Annotated in this window: 13 protein-coding genes and 4 tRNA genes; all 17 read right to left on the bottom strand. The window is 63.8% G+C overall.

What is annotated here, in order from left to right; translation table 11 throughout:
• Nucleotides 1–80 precede the first annotated feature (80 nt).
• Entirely contained in the window at nt 81–548 is a 468-nt protein-coding gene (rpsG, locus tag C1930_RS04130; RefSeq protein ID WP_108748654.1) for a 30S ribosomal protein S7, read from the bottom strand.
• A 12-nt stretch (nt 549–560) separates the two neighbouring features.
• Nucleotides 561–935, bottom strand: a complete 375-nt coding sequence (gene rpsL, locus C1930_RS04125; protein WP_004145320.1) for a 30S ribosomal protein S12 — start codon at nt 933–935, stop codon at nt 561–563.
• A 282-nt stretch (nt 936–1,217) separates the two neighbouring features.
• Nucleotides 1,218–5,438, bottom strand: a complete 4,221-nt coding sequence (gene rpoC, locus C1930_RS04120) for a DNA-directed RNA polymerase subunit beta' (RefSeq protein WP_108748653.1) — start codon at nt 5,436–5,438, stop codon at nt 1,218–1,220.
• Between the two features lie 89 nt (nt 5,439–5,527).
• Entirely contained in the window at nt 5,528–9,682 is a 4,155-nt protein-coding gene (gene rpoB, locus C1930_RS04115) for a DNA-directed RNA polymerase subunit beta (RefSeq protein ID WP_108751480.1), read from the bottom strand.
• Nucleotides 9,683–10,038: 356 nt separating this feature from the next.
• Nucleotides 10,039–10,407, bottom strand: coding sequence for a 50S ribosomal protein L7/L12 (rplL, locus tag C1930_RS04110; RefSeq protein ID WP_108752271.1), 369 nt, complete (start codon nt 10,405–10,407; stop codon nt 10,039–10,041).
• 63 nt (nt 10,408–10,470) lie between these two features.
• Entirely contained in the window at nt 10,471–11,007 is a 537-nt protein-coding gene (gene rplJ / locus C1930_RS04105; RefSeq protein ID WP_108748651.1) for a 50S ribosomal protein L10, read from the bottom strand.
• Nucleotides 11,008–11,393: 386 nt separating this feature from the next.
• Complete coding sequence (gene rplA, locus C1930_RS04095) at nt 11,394–12,092, bottom strand: 50S ribosomal protein L1 (RefSeq protein ID WP_108748650.1); 699 nt, start codon at nt 12,090–12,092, stop codon at nt 11,394–11,396.
• Nucleotides 12,093–12,096: 4 nt separating this feature from the next.
• Entirely contained in the window at nt 12,097–12,525 is a 429-nt protein-coding gene (gene rplK / locus C1930_RS04090) for a 50S ribosomal protein L11 (RefSeq protein ID WP_004145248.1), read from the bottom strand.
• Between the two features lie 280 nt (nt 12,526–12,805).
• A complete protein-coding gene (gene nusG / locus C1930_RS04085) occupies nt 12,806–13,366 on the bottom strand; it encodes a transcription termination/antitermination protein NusG (RefSeq protein WP_108771144.1) in 561 nt (186 codons plus the stop codon).
• 10 nt (nt 13,367–13,376) lie between these two features.
• Nucleotides 13,377–13,790 (bottom strand): preprotein translocase subunit SecE, encoded by a 414-nt coding sequence (gene secE, locus C1930_RS04080; RefSeq protein WP_108748648.1) that lies wholly within the window; start codon nt 13,788–13,790, stop codon nt 13,377–13,379.
• Between the two features lie 50 nt (nt 13,791–13,840).
• Nucleotides 13,841–13,916 (bottom strand) — tRNA-Trp (locus C1930_RS04075).
• 103 nt (nt 13,917–14,019) lie between these two features.
• On the bottom strand, nt 14,020–15,210 hold the full coding sequence (gene tuf / locus C1930_RS04070) for an elongation factor Tu (RefSeq protein ID WP_108752270.1): 1,191 nt from the start codon (nt 15,208–15,210) through the stop codon (nt 14,020–14,022).
• A gap of 41 nt (nt 15,211–15,251) precedes the next feature.
• Nucleotides 15,252–15,327 (bottom strand) — tRNA-Thr (locus tag C1930_RS04065).
• Between the two features lie 49 nt (nt 15,328–15,376).
• Nucleotides 15,377–15,450 (bottom strand) — tRNA-Gly (locus C1930_RS04060).
• Nucleotides 15,451–15,474: 24 nt separating this feature from the next.
• Nucleotides 15,475–15,560 (bottom strand) — tRNA-Tyr (locus tag C1930_RS04055).
• Between the two features lie 136 nt (nt 15,561–15,696).
• The gene (locus tag C1930_RS04050) at nt 15,697–16,710 is read right to left on the bottom strand and encodes an isoaspartyl peptidase/L-asparaginase (RefSeq protein WP_108755495.1); all 1,014 of its coding nucleotides are present in this window, start codon (nt 16,708–16,710) and stop codon (nt 15,697–15,699) included.
• Nucleotides 16,711–16,762: 52 nt separating this feature from the next.
• The gene (locus C1930_RS04045) at nt 16,763–17,731 is read right to left on the bottom strand and encodes a cyanophycinase (protein WP_234412770.1); all 969 of its coding nucleotides are present in this window, start codon (nt 17,729–17,731) and stop codon (nt 16,763–16,765) included.
• Nucleotides 17,732–17,785: the final 54 nt, after the last annotated feature.

Below are 17,785 nucleotides of genomic sequence, written 5' to 3'. Positions count from 1 at the left end.
TCGGATTGGCGCAGCCCTTCTGGGGCCGCGAGGCAGCACCTTGATGGTGCTGCCCTGCCTGTTTTACAAGGCCGTCAAACTCACCAGCGGTAGTGGGCGAATGCCTTGTTGGCTTCGGCCATGCGGTGGGTTTCTTCGCGCTTCTTGATGGCGCCACCACGGTTTTCCGCGGCGTCGATCAGTTCAGCAGCCAGCTTCTTCGGCATGGTGTTCTCACCACGCTTGCGCGCGGAGTCGATCAGCCAACGCATGGCCAGGGCCATCTTGCGCGAGGCGCGCACTTCGACCGGCACCTGGTAGGTAGCGCCGCCGACGCGACGCGACTTCACTTCGACCGCCGGAGCGACGTTGTCCAGAGCCTTCTGCACCAGCTCGATCGAGTTGGCGTTCTTCTCGGAGATGACGTCCATGGCACCGTACACGATCTTTTCAGCGACGGACTTCTTGCCGCTCTGCATGACCATGTTGATGAAACGGGCGATGGTTTCGCTTCCGTGCTTCGGATCCGGCAGGACGGAACGCTGCGGAGTATTACCCTTACGCGACATAGTGCTCTCCCCTTAGGCCTTCGGACGCTTGGCGCCGTACTTGGAACGGGCCTGGCGACGCTTGGCAACGCCGGCGGCGTCGAGCGAGCCACGAACGGTGTGGTAACGCACACCCGGCAGATCCTTGACGCGACCGCCACGGATCAGGACCACGGAGTGCTCCTGCAGGTTGTGGCCTTCACCGCCGATGTAGGAAATGACTTCTTCCTGGTTGGTCAGGCGGACCTTGGCAACCTTGCGCAGAGCCGAGTTCGGCTTCTTCGGGGTGGTGGTGTAGACGCGCGTGCAGACGCCACGGCGCTGCGGGCACTTGTCGAGCGCCGGCGAGGCACTCTTGTACGTAGTAGCTTGCCGCGGCTTGCGGACCAGCTGGTTGATCGTCGCCATCAGTAGGTTCTTCTGATTGGTGGCCGGAAATCCGGCCAGAGATGCGGAAATGTTAAAGCAGGCCAAAATTCTGGCCTGCTGAGACAGACGATTGTAGCAACCTGTCAGGAACGCAGTCAAACGCGTTCTGTCAAGCCCGTTCCTGATCCTGGAACGTTACTGGGGGGCCTCCATGTACCCCGTTCAGGTTGGCGGGGTGAACCGCGAGCGGTCCACCCTGCCCTTTCCCAATCCCGTCGTTGCACCGACGGGGTGGTCCGGCGTTGCCGCCGGACCGGTGTTTCAGTCTTCCGAAGCCTGTTCAGCTTCCACTTCGGCGGCCGGTGCTTCAGCCGCGGCCGGGGTACCGGTCAGGGCCTGCATCTCCGAGTCGGTGAGACCCGAAGCGCCACGACGGCGGCTGCTGTGGTAGGACAGGCCGGTACCGGCCGGAATCAGACGGCCGACGATGACGTTTTCCTTCAGGCCGCGCAGGTTGTCCTTGGTGCCGCGGACGGCAGCTTCGGTCAGCACGCGGGTGGTTTCCTGGAACGACGCCGCCGAGATGAACGATTCGGTGGCCAGCGATGCCTTGGTGATACCCAGCAGCACCGGATCGAAGTGAGCCGGCAGTTCGCTGCGGGTGGCCAGGCGCGCATTCTCCTCGATCACGCGCTGACGCTCCACCTGTTCACCGTTCAGGAACTTGCTGCTGCCCTGGTCGGTGATCTCGACCTTGCGCAGCATCTGGCGGGTGATGACTTCGATGTGCTTGTCGTTGATCTTCACGCCCTGCAGGCGGTACACGTCCTGGATTTCCTTCACCAGGTAGGCGGCCAGCGGTTCGACGCCCAGCAGACGCAGGATGTCCTGCGGGCTCGGTTCGCCGTCCACGATGGTTTCGCCCTTGGTCACGTGCTCACCTTCGAACACGATCACCTGGCGGTACTTCGGAATCAGCTCTTCGTGTTCCGAACCATCGGTGTCCTTGATGATCAGGCGCTGCTTGCCCTTGGTGTCCTTGCCGAAGCTGATGATGCCCGAACGCTCGGCCAGCACCGCCGGATCCTTCGGCTTGCGCGCTTCGAACAGATCGGCCACGCGCGGCAGACCACCGGTGATGTCGCGGGTCTTGGAGGCTTCCTGCGGGATCTTGGCGACCACGTCGCCCACGCCCACCGGGGCGCCGTCCTGCAGGTTGACGATCGAGCGCGGCGGCAGCAGGTACTGCGCCGGCAGATCGGTGCCCGGGATGGACAGGTCGTTGCCCTTGGCGTCGACGATGCGCACGATCGGGCGCAGGTCCTTGGCCTGTGCACCACGACGCTTCGGATCGGTGATTTCGCGCGAAGCCAGACCGGTCAGTTCATCGGTCTTTTCGATGACGGTGATGCCGTCGACGAAGTCGATGAAGCGGATGAAACCGGCCACTTCCGACACGATCGGGTGGTTATGCGGATCCCAGTTGGCCACGGTCTGGCCAGCCTTGATCGCATCACCGTCCTTGGACGTGATGGTGGCACCGTACGGCAGCTTGTAACGCTCACGCTCACGGCCGTGGGCATCGAGCACCGAGATTTCGCCCGAGCGCGACACTGCCACCAGCGAGCCGTTGGCGTGCTCGACCGACTTGAGGTTGCTGAACTTGACCGAACCGGTGGTCTTGACGGTGATGTTGTCGACCGCAGCAGCTCGCGACGCCGCACCACCGATGTGGAACGTACGCATGGTCAGCTGGGTACCCGGCTCACCGATGGACTGGGCGGCGATGACGCCGACCGCTTCACCGATGTTGACCAGGTGGCCACGGGCCAGATCGCGGCCGTAGCAACGGGCGCAGACGCCGAAGGCCGATTCGCAGGAGATGGTCGAGCGGACCTTGATGGTCTGCACGCCGGCATCTTCCAGCTTGGCCACCCAGGCTTCGTCGAGCAGGGTGTTGCGGGTCACGATCGGATCTTCGTCATTGCCCGGCAGGAACACGTCCTCGGCAACCACGCGACCCAGCACGCGGTCCTTCAACGGCTCGACCACGTCGCCGCCTTCCACGATCGGGGTCATGATCAGGCCTTCGGTGGTACCGCAATCCACCTCGGTGATCACCACGTCCTGCGCCACGTCGACCAGACGACGGGTCAGGTAACCCGAGTTCGCGGTCTTCAGCGCGGTATCGGCCAGACCCTTACGGGCGCCGTGGGTGGAGTTGAAGTACTCCTGCACGTTCAGGCCTTCGCGGAAGTTCGCCTTGATGGGCGTCTCGATGATCGAGCCATCGGGACGGGCCATCAGGCCGCGCATGCCGGCCAGCTGACGGATCTGCGCCTGGCTGCCTCGCGCACCGGAGTCGGCCATGATGTACAGCGAATTCATCGACTTCTGGTCGATGGTTTCGCCCTTGGCATTGACCACCTTCTCGGTACCAATGGTGTCCATCATCGCCTTGGCGATGCGTTCATTGGTACGCGACCAGATGTCGACCACCTTGTTGTAGCGCTCGCCGGCGGTGACCAGGCCCGACTGGTACTGCTCCTGGATTTCCAGCACTTCGGCTTCGGCCTCGGTGAGGATGCCCTTCTTCTCGTCGGGGATCAGCATGTCGTCGATGCCGATGGAGACGCCGGCGCGGGTCGCGTAGGCGAAGCCGGTGTACATCAGCTTGTCGGCGAACACGACCGTGTCCTTCAGACCCAGCTGGCGGTAGCTGGAGTTGATCAGGCGGCTGATGTTCTTCTTGGTCAGCTCGGTGTTGGCCAGCGCGAACGGCAGGCCTTCCGGCAGGATTTCAGCCAGCAGGGCGCGACCGATCGTGGTGTCCACGATCGAGGTCTTGTTCTGCTTGTTGCCTTCCTCGTCGGTCACCACTTCGGTGATGCGGACCTTGACGCGCGCGTGCAGTTCCACCACGCGGTTGTCGTAGGCGCGCTTGACTTCGGCGATGTTGGCGAAGGCCATGCCCTCGCCCTTCTTGTTTTCCAGCGAGCGGGTCATGTAGTACAGACCCAGCACGACGTCCTGCGACGGCACGATGATCGGCTCGCCGTTGGCCGGCGACAGGATGTTGTTGGTGGACATCATCAGCGCACGCGCTTCCAGCTGGGCTTCCAGCGAGAGCGGCACGTGGACGGCCATCTGGTCACCGTCGAAGTCGGCGTTGAACGCGGTGCAGACCAGCGGGTGCAGCTGGATGGCCTTGCCTTCGATCAGCACCGGCTCGAACGCCTGGATGCCCAGACGGTGCAGGGTCGGCGCACGGTTCAGCATCACCGGATGTTCGCGGATGACCTCTTCCAGGATGTCCCAGACTTCGGCTTCTTCGCGCTCGACCAGCTTCTTGGCGGCCTTGATGGTGGTGGCCAGGCCACGACGCTGCAGCTTGGCGAAGACGAACGGCTTGAACAGTTCCAGCGCCATCTTCTTCGGCAGGCCGCACTGGTGCAGGCGCAGGTACGGACCGACCACGATGACCGAACGGCCCGAGTAGTCCACGCGCTTGCCCAGCAGGTTCTGGCGGAAGCGACCCTGCTTGCCCTTGATCATGTCGGCCAGCGACTTCAGCGGGCGCTTGTTGGTGCCGGTGATGGCACGGCCGCGACGGCCGTTGTCCAGCAGCGCATCGACCGATTCCTGCAGCATGCGCTTTTCATTGCGCACGATGATGTCCGGCGCGCTCAGTTCGAGCAGGCGGCGCAGGCGGTTGTTACGGTTGATGACGCGGCGGTACAGGTCGTTCAGGTCGGAGGTCGCGAAGCGGCCGCCGTCCAGCGGGACCAGCGGACGCAGGTCCGGCGGCAGCACCGGCAGCACGGTCATGACCATCCATTCCGGACGGTTGCCCGATTCCAGGAAGGCTTCGATCAGCTTGATGCGCTTGGTCAGTCGCTTCAGCTTGGTTTCCGAACCGGTGCTGGCGATTTCTTCGCGCAGGCGGGTCATTTCCGACTGCAGGTCGATGGTGCGCAGCAGTTCGTACACGGCCTCGGCGCCCATGGCGGCGTCGAAGTCGTCACCGTGCTCCTGGCGGGCCTGCAGGTACTGTTCTTCGGTCAGCAGCTGGCGGCGCTCCAGGGCGGTCAGGCCCGGCTCGGTCACCACGTAGGCTTCGAAGTACAGCACGCGCTCGATGTCGCGCAGGGTCATGTCCAGCATCAGGCCGATGCGCGACGGCAGCGACTTCAGGAACCAGATGTGCGCGACCGGCGAGGCCAGGTCGATGTGGCCCATGCGCTCGCGGCGCACCTTGGCCAGGGTCACTTCGGTGCCGCACTTTTCGCAGACCACGCCGCGGTGCTTCATGCGCTTGTACTTGCCGCACAGGCACTCGTAGTCCTTCACCGGGCCGAAGATGGCGGCGCAGAACAGGCCGTCACGTTCCGGCTTGAAGGTACGGTAGTTGATGGTTTCCGGCTTCTTCACTTCGCCGAAGGACCACGAACGGATCAGGTCCGGCGAGGCCAGCGCGATCTTGATCGCGTCGAAGTCCAGCGTCTGGCGCTGCTGGTTGAAGAGGTTGAGCAGGTCTTTCATGGTGTTCTCCGAAAGGAGGAATGCTGTGTCGATGGGCTTTCAGTTCACTGCCAGCGGCGCGGCGGCGGTGACCGCCGCGCCGGCATGGATCAGTTGTCTTCCAGTTCCATGTTGATGGCCAGCGAGCGGATTTCCTTCACGAGCACGTTGAAGGATTCCGGCATGCCCGCGACCATCTCGTGCTCACCGTCGACGATGTTCTTGTACATCTGGTTGCGGCCCTGCACGTCATCGGACTTCACCGTCAGCATTTCCTGCAGGGTGTAGGCCGCGCCGTAGGCTTCCAGCGCCCAGACTTCCATTTCACCGAAGCGCTGGCCGCCGAACTGCGCCTTGCCGCCCAGCGGCTGCTGGGTGACGAGCGAGTACGGACCGGTCGAACGGGCGTGCATCTTGTCGTCGACCAGGTGGTTCAGCTTCAGGTAGTGCATGTAGCCAACGGTGGTGTGGCGATCGAAGGCTTCACCGGTGCGGCCGTCGTACAGCTGGGTCTGGCCACTGCTCGGCAGGTCGGCCAGTTCCAGCATGCGCTTGATTTCCGCTTCGGTGGCACCGTCGAACACCGGGGTGGCCATCGGCACGCCGTCGGTCAGGTTGCGGGCCAGGCGCAGCAGTTCCTCGTCGCTGAACTGCGACAGGTCGACACGGTTGGCCACGTTGGTGTCATCGTGGTTGTAGATGTCGTCCAGGAACTTGCGCAGGTCGGCCACGGCCGCCTGGGCTTCCATCATCGCCTGGATCTTGCGACCCAGACCCTTGGCTGCCCAGCCCAGGTGCACTTCCAGGATCTGCCCGATGTTCATACGCGACGGCACGCCCAGCGGGTTCAGCACGATGTCCACGGTTTCGCCCGAGGCCATGTACGGCATGTCCTCGACCGGCACCACGTTGGACACCACACCCTTGTTACCGTGGCGGCCTGCCATCTTGTCGCCCGGCTGGATGCGGCGCTTCACGGCCAGGAACACCTTGACCATCTTCAGCACGCCCGGGGCGAGGTCGTCGCCGGCGGTGATCTTGCCGCGCTTGTCGGCGAAGCGACGCTCGAATTCCTTCTCGTGCGCCTGGATCTGCTTCTGTGCGCGCTCGATGGCTTCCGAAGCGTCCTCGTCCTTCATGCGCAGGGCGAACCAGTCGGCCTTCTTCAGACCGTCCAGGAAGGCGTCGGAGATCACGTCGCCCTTCTTCAGGCCGGCGCCACCGTTGACCACCTTGCCCACGATCTGCGAACGCAGACGCATGTAGATGGCCGCTTCCAGGATGCGGAACTGGTCGTCGAAGTCCTTCTTGACGCGCTTGATTTCAGACTCTTCGATCTGACGGGCGCGCTTGTCCTTCTCGATGCCATCGCGGGTGAAGACCTGCACGTCGATGACGGTGCCGTCCATGCCCGGCGGAACACGCAGCGAGCTGTCCTTCACGTCCGAAGCCTTCTCGCCGAAGATCGCGCGCAGCAGCTTCTCTTCCGGGGTCAGCTGGCTTTCGCCCTTCGGGGTGACCTTGCCGACCATGATGTCGCCGGCGCGGACTTCGGCACCGATGTACACCACGCCGCTTTCGTCCAGGCGGTTCAGCGCCTGCTCGGAAACGTTCGGGATGTCGGCGGAGATTTCTTCCGGCCCCAGCTTGGTGTCACGCGCGACGCAGGTCAGCTCTTCGATGTGGATCGTGGTGTAACGATCCTCTTCCACCACGCGCTCGGAGAGCAGGATGGAGTCTTCGAAGTTGTAGCCGTTCCACGGCATGAACGCGATCAGCATGTTCTGGCCCAGGGCCAGTTCGCCGATGTCGGTGGACGGACCGTCGGCCAGCACGTCGCCGCGGGCGATGATGTCGCCCACCTGGACCAGCGGACGCTGGTTGATGCAGGTGTTCTGGTTCGAACGGGTGTACTTGACCAGGTTGTAGATGTCCACGCCGGCATCGGTGGCGCCGACGATTTCTTCTTCAACCACCTTCACCACGATGCGCGCGGCGTCGATCTGCACGATCTCGCCACCACGACGGGCATTGACGGTCACACCCGAGTCACGGGCCACGGCGCGTTCGATGCCGGTACCCACCAGCGGCTTCTGCGCACGCAGGGTCGGCACGGCCTGGCGCTGCATGTTGGCGCCCATCAGTGCACGGTTGGCGTCATCGTGCTCCAGGAACGGAACCAGCGCGGCTGCGATCGACACGGTCTGCATCGGCGAGACGTCCATGAAGTGGACTTCTGCCGGCGGCTTCAGCAGCGATTCGCCCTGGAAGCGGCAGGGAACGAACTGCTCGGTCAGCACGCTGTTGGCGTCGGTCAGCGCGTTGGCCTGCGCAATGACGTACTCGTTTTCTTCGATGGCCGACAGGAATTCGACTTCGTCGTACACCTTGCCGTCCACGACCTTGCGGTACGGGGTCTCGAGGAAACCGTACTGGTTGGTGCGGGCGTACACGGCCAGCGAGTTGATCAGGCCGATGTTCGGGCCTTCCGGGGTTTCGATGGTGCAGACGCGGCCGTAATGGGTCGGGTGCACGTCGCGCACTTCGAAGCCGGCGCGCTCACGGGTCAGACCGCCCGGGCCCAGGGCCGAGACGCGACGCTTGTGGGTCACTTCCGACAGCGGGTTGTTCTGATCCATGAACTGCGACAGCTGCGAGGAGCCGAAGAACTCCTTGATGGCTGCGGCGACCGGCTTGGCGTTGATCAGCTCCTGCGGGGTCAGGCCTTCGGATTCGGCCATCGACAGGCGTTCCTTGACCGCGCGCTCGACGCGGACCAGGCCCACGCGGAACACGTTCTCGGCCATTTCACCGACCGAACGCACGCGACGGTTGCCTAGGTGATCGATGTCATCGACCACGCCGCGACCGTTGCGGATCTCGGTCAGGACCTTGATCACGTCCAGGATGTCGGAGCTGTCGCCGTGGGCGGCAACCAGGCGCTTGGATTCTTCGTCGTTACGCTCGCCGTAGTACTTGCGGTCGTACAGCACGGCTTCGCCGGTGGTTTCCTTGCGGCCCACGCGACGGTTGAACTTCATGCGGCCGACCGCGGACAGGTCGTAGCGCTCGAAGGTGAAGAACAGGTTGTGGAACAGGTTCTGCGCGGCATCCTTGGTCGGCGGCTCGCCCGGACGCATCATGCGGTAGATTTCGACCAGGGCTTCCAGCTGGGTCTTGGTCGGATCGATGCGCAGGGTGTTGGACAGGTACGGGCCACGATCCAGGTCGTTCACCCACAGGGTGCCCACCGCATCGACGCCGGCCTTGCGGAAGTTCTGCAGCTGTTCGTCGCTGATTTCGTCGTTGGCCTGGGCCAGCAGTTCACCGGTCGACGCATCGACCACGTCGTGCGACAGGATGCGGCCGACGATGTAGTCGTCCGGCACGGCCAGGGCGGCAATGCCCGAGGCTTCCAGCTGCTTGATGTGGCGCGCGGTGATGCGCTTGCCGGCTTCCACGATGACCTTGTCGCCGTCGGCGAGGTCGAAGCCCAGGGTTTCGCCACGCAGGCGCTCGGGCACCAGCTCCAGCTGGACGCCTTCATCCGGGTTGATGTGGAAGGTGTTGATCTCGAAGAACTCGGCCAGCATCTCTTCGTTGCTGTAGCCAAGCGCGCGCAGCAGGATCGACACCGGCAGCTTGCGGCGGCGGTCGATACGGGTGAACAGCGCGTCCTTCGGGTCGAACTCGAAGTCCAGCCAGGAGCCGCGGTAAGGAATGATGCGGGCGCTGTACAGCAGCTTGCCCGAGCTGTGGGTCTTGCCACGGTCGTGGTCGAAGAACACACCCGGCGAGCGGTGCAGCTGCGAGACGATGACGCGCTCGGTGCCGTTGACGATGAAGGTGCCGTTTTCGGTCATCAGCGGGATTTCGCCCAGATAGACCTCCTGCTCCTTCACGTACTTGATGGCCTTGGTCGACGACTCACGGTCGTAGATGACCAGGCGCACGGTGACGCGCAGCGGCGCGCCGTAGCTCATGCCACGCTGGCGGCACTCACGCTCGTCGAAGACCGGGTCGCCCAGCTTGTAGCCGACGTATTCCAGGGCGGCATTGCCGCTGTAGCTGGCGATCGGGAAGACCGACTTCAGCGCAGCGTGCAGGCCATAATCGGCGCGCTTGGCCGGATCGACGTTTTCCTGAAGGAAATCACGGTAGGAATCCACCTGGATGGCGAGCAGGAAGGGAACTTCCAGGATCGAGCGCTGCTTGCCGAAATCCTTGCGGATGCGCTTTTTTTCGGTGAACGAATAGGACGTCATGAGGTCTTCCACCTTGTTGTGCGGGTCGTGCGTCCACAACCCGAAGGGAACTTGAAATTGTCAGTTGGAAGTCGCTGGTATTGCCGGCACCAGCACGCCTTCTCCCGCTACTTCCAACTGCCAACTCGTCTGCTACCACGCCCCTGCTGCCGCGCGCTGCGCTGGCCGGCCGGGGTTTGACTGCAGCCCGTGTTGGGCTTTTTTCCGCTTGTTGCATCCACGCAGGGCGTGGATCTACCGATGGGTTCCACGCAGGGCGTGGATAGACACCACCGCAGGAACGACCAAAGGCCGGGGGCTTACGCCCCCAGCCTTGGCTGCATCGCCGTGAATCGATGACGATGCAAGGGAAGTGCTTACTTGACTTCGACAGTCGCGCCAGCAGCTTCCAGGTCCTTCTTCATCTTCTCGGCTTCGTCCTTCGAAGCGCCTTCCTTCAGGACGCCACCGGCTTCGGCCAGGTCCTTCGCTTCCTTCAGGCCCAGGCCGGTGATGGCGCGGACGGCCTTGATGACTTCGACCTTCTTGTCGCCGGCAGTCTTCAGGGTGACGGTGAATTCGGTCTGCTCTTCAACAGCGGCAGCCGGGCCAGCGGCAGCAGCCACGGCAACCGGAGCAGCGGCGGAGACGCCGAACTTTTCTTCGATGGCCTTGACCAGCTCCATCACTTCCATCAGGGACTTCTCGGCGATGGCGTCGACGATCTGTTCGTTGGTAAGGGACATGATAATTACCTTTGGATGTTTTTCTGGATTGAGGTTCCGTCAGGAACCACGATTAGTCGAAACTCAGGCGGTCTCGGCGGCCGGTTCAGCAGCGTCGGCGGCGACGTCGCCACCACCCTGCTTGTCGCCGATTGCCTTGATGGCGCGGGCAAACATCGTGACCGGCTCGGTCAGGACGCGGGCCAGCATGGCCAGGGCCTGGTCGCGGGTCGGCAGCGATGCCAGCACGTCGACGTGGCTTGCCGGGAACACTTCACCACCGATGGCGACGACCTTAGCCTTCAGCTTGTCGTTGCCCTTGGCGGCTTCCTTGATCAGGCGACCGGCTGCGCCGGGCTCCTCGAGCGAGAACGCGTACAGCAGCGGACCAACCATCTGGTCCTGTGCGACTGCGAACTCGGTGCCTTCAACAGCGCGCGACGCCAGGGTGTTCTTGACAACCTTCAAGAAAACACCGGTTTCACGAGCCTGCTTACGCATCGCGGTCATCTGAGCGACCGTGGTGCCAGCGTATTCAGCTGCGATCAAGGAGTGGGCCTTGGCGGCGACGTCTGCCAGCTCGGCGACTACTTCTTGCTTCTGGGACAGATTGAGAGCCATTGCACTCCTCCAATTGAACTCCGCTTACGGCTCCTGCCGTGTGCGGTCCTGTGCGGCATCCGTCCTGGACGCCGGGAACATCGGAATGATGTTCCGGGGGTGGGCCGTTCCAGACCTGGAGTGCAATCGGGGAAGATCCCAGACGTGCGTGAACCAGAAAAACTCCAGAAGGGCACCATCTACGCAGGTTGATTCCGGGGAATCGATTAAGCGGTCATTGCTGCGCCGGCGGCGACTCCCTGCCATATCGAGCTTCCGTGCCCGTCGCCGGTATTGCCACGACCGCGCCTGCGGTCTTTGACGGCTACCGCCGGCGGTGTACGGCCGGCGATGCCTTCAAATGTCACGGTCACGGTGCCCGAAGGTACCGTGACCGCTTGAAACAATTACTTCAGGGTCAGCGACGACTGGTCGACGGTGACGCCCGGGCCCATCGTCGAGCTGACCGAAACCTTCTGCAGGTAGGTGCCCTTCGAGGTGGCCGGCTTGGCCTTGATCAGGTCCAGCAGCAGCGCGGTCAGGTTCGACTTCAGCGCGTCTTCGGCGAAGTCGGCCTTGCCGATGGTGCAGTGGATGATACCGGCCTTGTCGGTGCGGTAACGGACCTGGCCCGACTTGGCGTTCTTCACGGCTTCGCCCGGGTTCGGGGAAACGGTGCCGACCTTCGGGTTCGGCATCAGGCCGCGCGGGCCCAGCACGGTGCCCAGCTTACCGACGACGCGCATGGCGTCCGGGGTGGCGATGACGACGTCGTAGTTCAGATCGCCGGCCTGCATCTTCTCGGCCAGGTCGTCCATACCGACGGCTTCGGCGCCAGCGGCCAGAGCTTCGTCAGCCTTGGCACCGGCCGGAGCGAACACGGCAACGCGGACCGACTTGCCGGTACCAGCCGGCAGCACGGTGGAGCCACGGACCTGCTGGTCGGACTTCTTCGCATCGACGCCCAGGCGCACGGCAACGTCGATCGACTCGACGAACTTGGCCTTGGTGGCGCTCTTCAGGATGTTGATCGCGTCCTCGAAGGCGTACGACTTGCCCGGGACAACGGCGGCCTTGATGGCCTTCTCACGCTTGGTCTGTGCCATCTTATTAACCCTCCACCACGAGGCCCATGGAACGGGCAGAGCCAGCGATGGTACGCACGGCGGCGTCCAGGTCGGCGGCAGTCAGATCCGGTTCCTTCGCCTTGGCGATCTCTTCCAGCTGCTTACGGGTGACCTTGCCGACCTTCTCGGTGTTCGGGCGCTTGGAGCCCGACGAGATGCCAGCGGCCTTCTTCAGCAGGGTGGTGGCCGGGGTGCTCTTGGTGATGAAGGTGAACGTACGGTCCGAGTAGGCCGTGATGATCACCGGAACCGGCAGACCCGGCTCGAGCTTCTGCGTGGCAGCGTTGAACGCCTTGCAGAATTCCATGATGTTCAGGCCGCGCTGACCCAGCGCAGGACCGACCGGCGGCGAGGGGTTGGCCTGACCGGCCTTCACCTGCAGCTTGATGTAACCGACAACTTTCTTTGCCATTTGAGTGCTCTCCGGGTGCTAGCGCCTTTCGACAACAGGCTCCCCATCGGACCGGGAATCACGCGTCCCGGCATCGCGTTTTGAAATCATGCCGAAGGCCACCTTGCGGCGGCCTGGCTCCGCTGGCATCCCAGCGGGAGCCGCGCACTATAGCAGGTTTTTTCTTCACGTGCCTGAAGCGGCACGTAAACGAAGGAAACCGGGCGATGCCCGGTTCCTCTTGTAGAGTCGAGCTTGCTCGACTGAACGGAAAGTCGAGCAAGCTCGACTCTACCGCTGGTCAGACGGCCTTTTCGACTTGGCCGAACTCGAGCTCGACCGGGGTGGCACGACCGAAGATCAGCACCGAGACGCGCAGACGGCTCTTCTCGTAGTTGACTTCTTCGACGACGCCATTGAAATCGTTGAACGGGCCATCGGTGACGCGGACCATCTGGCCCGGCTCGAACAGCACCTTCGGGCGCGGCTTTTCCACACCTTCCTGAACACGATTCAGGATGGCCTCGGCTTCGGAATCGGCGATCGGCAGCGGACGATCGGCAGTGCCGCCGATGAAGCCCATCACCCGCGGGGTTTCCTTCACCAGGTGCCAGCTTTCGTTGTCGATACGCGGAATACCGGCTTCTTCGTGGGTCTCGATCTGGACCAGCACGTAACCCGGGAAGAACTTGCGCTCGGAACGACGCTTCTGACCGGCACGCATCTCGACCACTTCTTCGGTCGGGACCAGGACGTCGCCGAAGCGATCTTCCATGCCGTCACGGGCGATGCGATCACGCAGGGCCTGCGCAACCGACTTCTCGAAGCCCGAATAGGCGTGAACGACGTACCAACGCTTCATGCATTTCTCCTTAGCGGCTCAGGAACCACTGAGTCAGTTTCTGGATCAGGAAGTCGAAGCCACCCAGCAGCAGGCTGAGGATGACCACCACGACAATCACGACCCAGGTCATGCGAACGGCTTCCTGGCGCGTCGGCCAGACCACCTTGCGCAGTTCGAAGCGCGACTCGGAGAGGAATTCGCGGGTGTCGCGCCCCTTGCCGGTCAGCATGAACACGCCGACACCGCCAACCAGACCGACCACCACCGCCAACGCACGCAGCTGACCCGTCCACGCCCCCAACTGGGTGGCACGACCGGAATCAGCGGAGAACCAGAACCAGACGAACAGACCAGCCAGCACCAGCAGCGAGGCCAGGGCGTACTTGACGATATCCCCACCGGTGGCGGAAGTATCCTTGGAGTGTTCGATCTTGCTATTCATCGGGCTATATCTGCTTTAGCGACGGCTGGGCCGCTGGATAGGGTGGCAGATGGCACGCCAGGAGGGACTCGAACCCCCAACCTGCGGTTTTGGAGACCGCTGCTCTGCCAATTGAGCTACTGGCGTACAGATTGAAACTTGCCTTCCCTTAGACGGCGAAGGCGGACCGAGGTTCCCGGCCCGCCACTCGCGTAACCGGCGGTGCTATGCAACCGCCGGCACTGCAGGCTTACGCGATGATCTTCGAGACCACGCCGGCGCCGACGGTACGGCCGCCTTCGCGAATGGCGAAGCGCAGGCCTTCGTCCATTGCCACCGGGTTGATCAGCTCGACAACCATCTTCACGTTGTCGCCCGGCATCACCATCTCGACGCCTTCCGGCAGGTTGGCCTTACCGGTGATGTCGGTGGTACGGAAGTAGAACTGCGGGCGATAGCCGTTGAAGAACGGGGTGTGACGGCCGCCTTCGTCCTTCGACAGCACGTACACTTCGCCTTCGAAGGTGGTGTGCGGCTTGATGGTGCCCGGCTTGGCCAGAACCTGGCCGCGCTCGACGTCGTCACGCTTGGTGCCGCGCAGCAGCAGACCGGCGTTGTCGCCTGCCTGGCCCTGGTCCAGCAGCTTGCGGAACATTTCGACGCCGGTCACGGTGGTCTTCTGCACCGGACGGATACCGACGATTTCGATTTCTTCGCCGACCTTGATCACGCCGCGCTCGATACGACCGGTCACCACGGTGCCGCGGCCCGAGATCGAGAACACGTCTTCCACCGGCATCAGGAACGGCTTGTCGACTGCACGCTCCGGCTCCGGAATCCAGGTATCCAGCGCGTCGACCAGCTTGATGATCGCCGGCACGCCGATGTCGCTCTGGTCGCCTTCCAGCGCCAGACGAGCCGAACCCGAGATGATCGGGGTATCGTCGCCCGGGAACTCGTACTTGCTCAGCAGTTCGCGGACTTCCATTTCGACCAGTTCCAGCAGCTCGGCATCGTCAACCATGTCGGCCTTGTTCAGGAACACGACGATGTACGGCACGCCGACCTGACGCGACAGCAGGATGTGCTCGCGGGTCTGCGGCATCGGGCCGTCAGCAGCCGAGCACACCAGGATCGCGCCGTCCATCTGGGCGGCACCGGTGATCATGTTCTTGACGTAGTCAGCGTGGCCCGGGCAATCGACGTGGGCGTAGTGACGGGTGGTGGATTCGTATTCGACGTGCGCGGTCGAGATCGTGATGCCACGCGCCTTTTCTTCCGGCGCGGCGTCGATCGCCGAGTAGTCCTTGAATTCACCACCGAAGCGCTCGGCACCGATCTTGGTCAGTGCGGCGGTCAGCGTGGTCTTGCCGTGGTCGACGTGACCGATGGTGCCGACATTGACGTGCGGCTTGGTGCGCTCGAACTTACCCTTGGCCATGGCTGCTTATCTCGAATTCGTCTGAGAGGTGATGCTTAAGATGGTGCTCACGAAAGGAATCGAACCTTCGACCTCTTCCTTACCAAGGAAGTGCTCTACCGACTGAGCTACGTGAGCCGAGTTTTGCATTATGACACGAACTCGATAATATTCAAAGTTCATTCAATGGAGCGGGAGACGGGAATCGAACCCGCACCATCAGCTTGGAAGGCTGAGGTTCTACCATTGAACTACTCCCGCGCCGGGAATGTCACAACGTGAAACTGGTGGAGGGAGGTGGATTCGAACCACCGAAGGCGTAAGCCAGCAGATTTACAGTCTGCCCCCGTTGGCCGCTTGGGTATCCCTCCTTACCGCCCCATCCCGTGCCGCCGAAGCGGTGCGGTGTGTGGTGGTGAGCCGCTTATTCTGCTGATGAGGCGGGGGGCTGTCAACGCTTTTTTCCACTTTTTTCACACGTTGTTGCAAACCCCTTGATGCACAAGGTTATTGCCCGGGAAGCGGCAGGGGCTCGCTGGCGAAAATAGCGACATGTGGCACGCCGTCGGCGCCAATCCAGCCCCGATACATGCCCTGGGTGTTGAACGGCGTGGCCATTTTTCCGTCTGCGGCGAGCACGATCGCGCCACCGTCGCCGCCCATCTTCGGAATCATCTCGTTGATCACCGCCCTGCCCGCCTGTTCCGGCGACTGCGCCTGGTAGCGGATGCGCGCGCAGATCTCGTGCGCCGCCGCGGTACGGATGTAGTACTCGCCCCAGCCGGTACCCGACACGGCGCACTGTGCATCGGCCCAGGTGCCGGCGCCGATGATCGGCGAATCACCGACCCGGCCGTAGCGCTTGTTGGTCATGCCGCCGGTGGACGTGCCCGCCGCCATGTGGCCCTGCGCATCCAGCGCCACCGCACCGACCGTGCCGAAATGCCTGGCCGTTTCCAGATCGGCATGGGCCTGGCCACTGGCCTCTTCCTTCAGTGCCCGCTGCAGCTGCTGCCAGCGCTTGTCGGTACGGAAGTAGGAGGGGTCGACCAGGGTGATGCCCTGCTCGGCGGCAAACGCCTCGGCCCCCTGCCCCACCATCATCACGTGGCGGGACTTCTGCATGACCGCCTGCGCCAGCAGGATCGGGTTGCGCACCCGCTGCACGCCCGCCACCGCACCGGCGGCCTGGCTGGCGCCGTCCATCACCGCCGCATCCAGTTCGTTGCGCCCGTCATGGGTGAACACCGCGCCCTTGCCGGCGTTGAAGGTCGGATCGTCCTCCAGCACGGTGATCGCGGCCGTCACTGCGGCCAGCGCCGGGCGGCCCGCGGCCAGCTCGGCGTGGCCCTTCAACAGTGCCGCCTTCAAGGCATCGCGCGCCGCCTTTTCCTCGGCAGGCGACAGGTCCTTGCGCTCCACGCCGGCGCCGCCATGGATGACCAGCAGCGGTGAGGGCGCAGCCGCCTGCGCGAGCAGGGGCAGGGACAACAGGGCAGACAGCGCCAGGCGCAGTTTCATCGGGTACGTCTCCAGGGGAATGAGGTTCGGTAGCGCCGGGCCACGCCCGACGCTAGCGGCGGGTGAGCTCGATCAGGCCGTCATCGATGTCAGCCAGCATCTGATCGTCCACGTCGGCCTGGAAATCATCAAGCCGCAGGCGGCCACCCGAGGCGACCACCGTGACCGGCACGGCATGGAAGCGCAGCGGCTCGCCGTCGACCAGGTGGTCGGCGCCACGCCCGGGGCGCACCACCCACACCTTGCCCTGCCCGTCCGCGCTGTAGACACGCGCGTGGCCATCGGGCTCCACGCACAGGGCGGTATCTTCGTCCACGCCAATGCCGACCATGTCCGGATCGCCACTGTCCTGCGCGGCCCGGGCAACGAACACGATCAGGCGGCCCAGGCGGTCGCGCTTGTCGAAGTGGGTGTCGGTGACCACGCGCTGCAGGTAAGGCATCTGCAGGAAGCCATGGTCGAGGGTGACTGCCGCGCCACGCGGGTCGGCCAACGCACTGGCCGAATCGATGCTGCCGCCATCCAGCGCGCCATAGGCATAGCCGCCCAGGATCGCCAGCCCGGCACTGGTTCCGGCGATCGGCTTGCCGGCGCGGACGTGGGCATTGAGGGCCCGATTGAGCGCCGTGCCCTTCCAGAAGCGGATATAGCGGGCCTGGTCGCCACCGGCGATGAAGATCGCGTCGGCCGCCGCTACCACCCGCAGCACGGCGGGATCGTCGGCACCGCGGCGACTGTCGAAGACCAGGGTCTGGACCGCGGTGGTGCCGCCAATGTCGTTGTGCAGGCGTTGCTGCAGGTCGTCGTCGCCGGAGGCGCGCAGGATCAGCACACGGCCGTTGCCCGCCTGCCGCAGCCACCACTGGAAGGCCTCCGGCACCCACTCGCCGCCGCCCATCAGCATCATCGCCGGTGCGCGCGGGCCCGGTCGGGGCGCGTCGAGATTGCCGGTCTCGTAATAGGCAAAGCCGGGCTCCTGCAGGCTCTGGGCCGCAACCGGGAGCGCCCACGCCAGCGCCATCCCCGTGCACAGGGCCAGGCGAAGCCAGAGACCGGAAAAGGCCTGTCGCATGCT

This window comes from Stenotrophomonas sp. SAU14A_NAIMI4_8, from assembly GCF_003086695.1.
GTDB lineage: Bacteria > Pseudomonadota > Gammaproteobacteria > Xanthomonadales > Xanthomonadaceae > Stenotrophomonas.
Note: the sequence above shows the minus strand (reverse complement) of the source record. Positions and strands in the feature narration are given on the sequence as shown.

Bases quoted from the DNA above. Each gene is read 5' to 3' on its own strand.
- rplA (WP_108748650.1), bottom strand. From the start codon at position 12,092: ATGGCACAGACCAAGCGTGAGAAGGCCATCAAGGCCGCCGTTGTCCCG.
- rplL (WP_108752271.1), bottom strand. From the start codon at position 10,407: ATGTCCCTTACCAACGAACAGATCGTCGACGCCATCGCCGAGAAGTCC.
- tuf (WP_108752270.1), bottom strand. From the start codon at position 15,210: ATGGCCAAGGGTAAGTTCGAGCGCACCAAGCCGCACGTCAATGTCGGC.
- rplJ (WP_108748651.1), bottom strand. From the start codon at position 11,007: ATGGCTCTCAATCTGTCCCAGAAGCAAGAAGTAGTCGCCGAGCTGGCA.
- rplK (WP_004145248.1), bottom strand. From the start codon at position 12,525: ATGGCAAAGAAAGTTGTCGGTTACATCAAGCTGCAGGTGAAGGCCGGT.
- C1930_RS04050 (WP_108755495.1), bottom strand. From the start codon at position 16,710: ATGAAACTGCGCCTGGCGCTGTCTGCCCTGTTGTCCCTGCCCCTGCTC.
- rpsL (WP_004145320.1), bottom strand. From the start codon at position 935: ATGGCGACGATCAACCAGCTGGTCCGCAAGCCGCGGCAAGCTACTACG.
- rpoC (WP_108748653.1), bottom strand. From the start codon at position 5,438: ATGAAAGACCTGCTCAACCTCTTCAACCAGCAGCGCCAGACGCTGGAC.
- C1930_RS04045 (WP_234412770.1), bottom strand. From the start codon at position 17,731: ATGGCGCTGGCGTGGGCGCTCCCGGTTGCGGCCCAGAGCCTGCAGGAG.
- rpsG (WP_108748654.1), bottom strand. From the start codon at position 548: ATGTCGCGTAAGGGTAATACTCCGCAGCGTTCCGTCCTGCCGGATCCG.
- secE (WP_108748648.1), bottom strand. From the start codon at position 13,790: ATGAATAGCAAGATCGAACACTCCAAGGATACTTCCGCCACCGGTGGG.
- nusG (WP_108771144.1), bottom strand. From the start codon at position 13,366: ATGAAGCGTTGGTACGTCGTTCACGCCTATTCGGGCTTCGAGAAGTCG.
- rpoB (WP_108751480.1), bottom strand. From the start codon at position 9,682: ATGACGTCCTATTCGTTCACCGAAAAAAAGCGCATCCGCAAGGATTTC.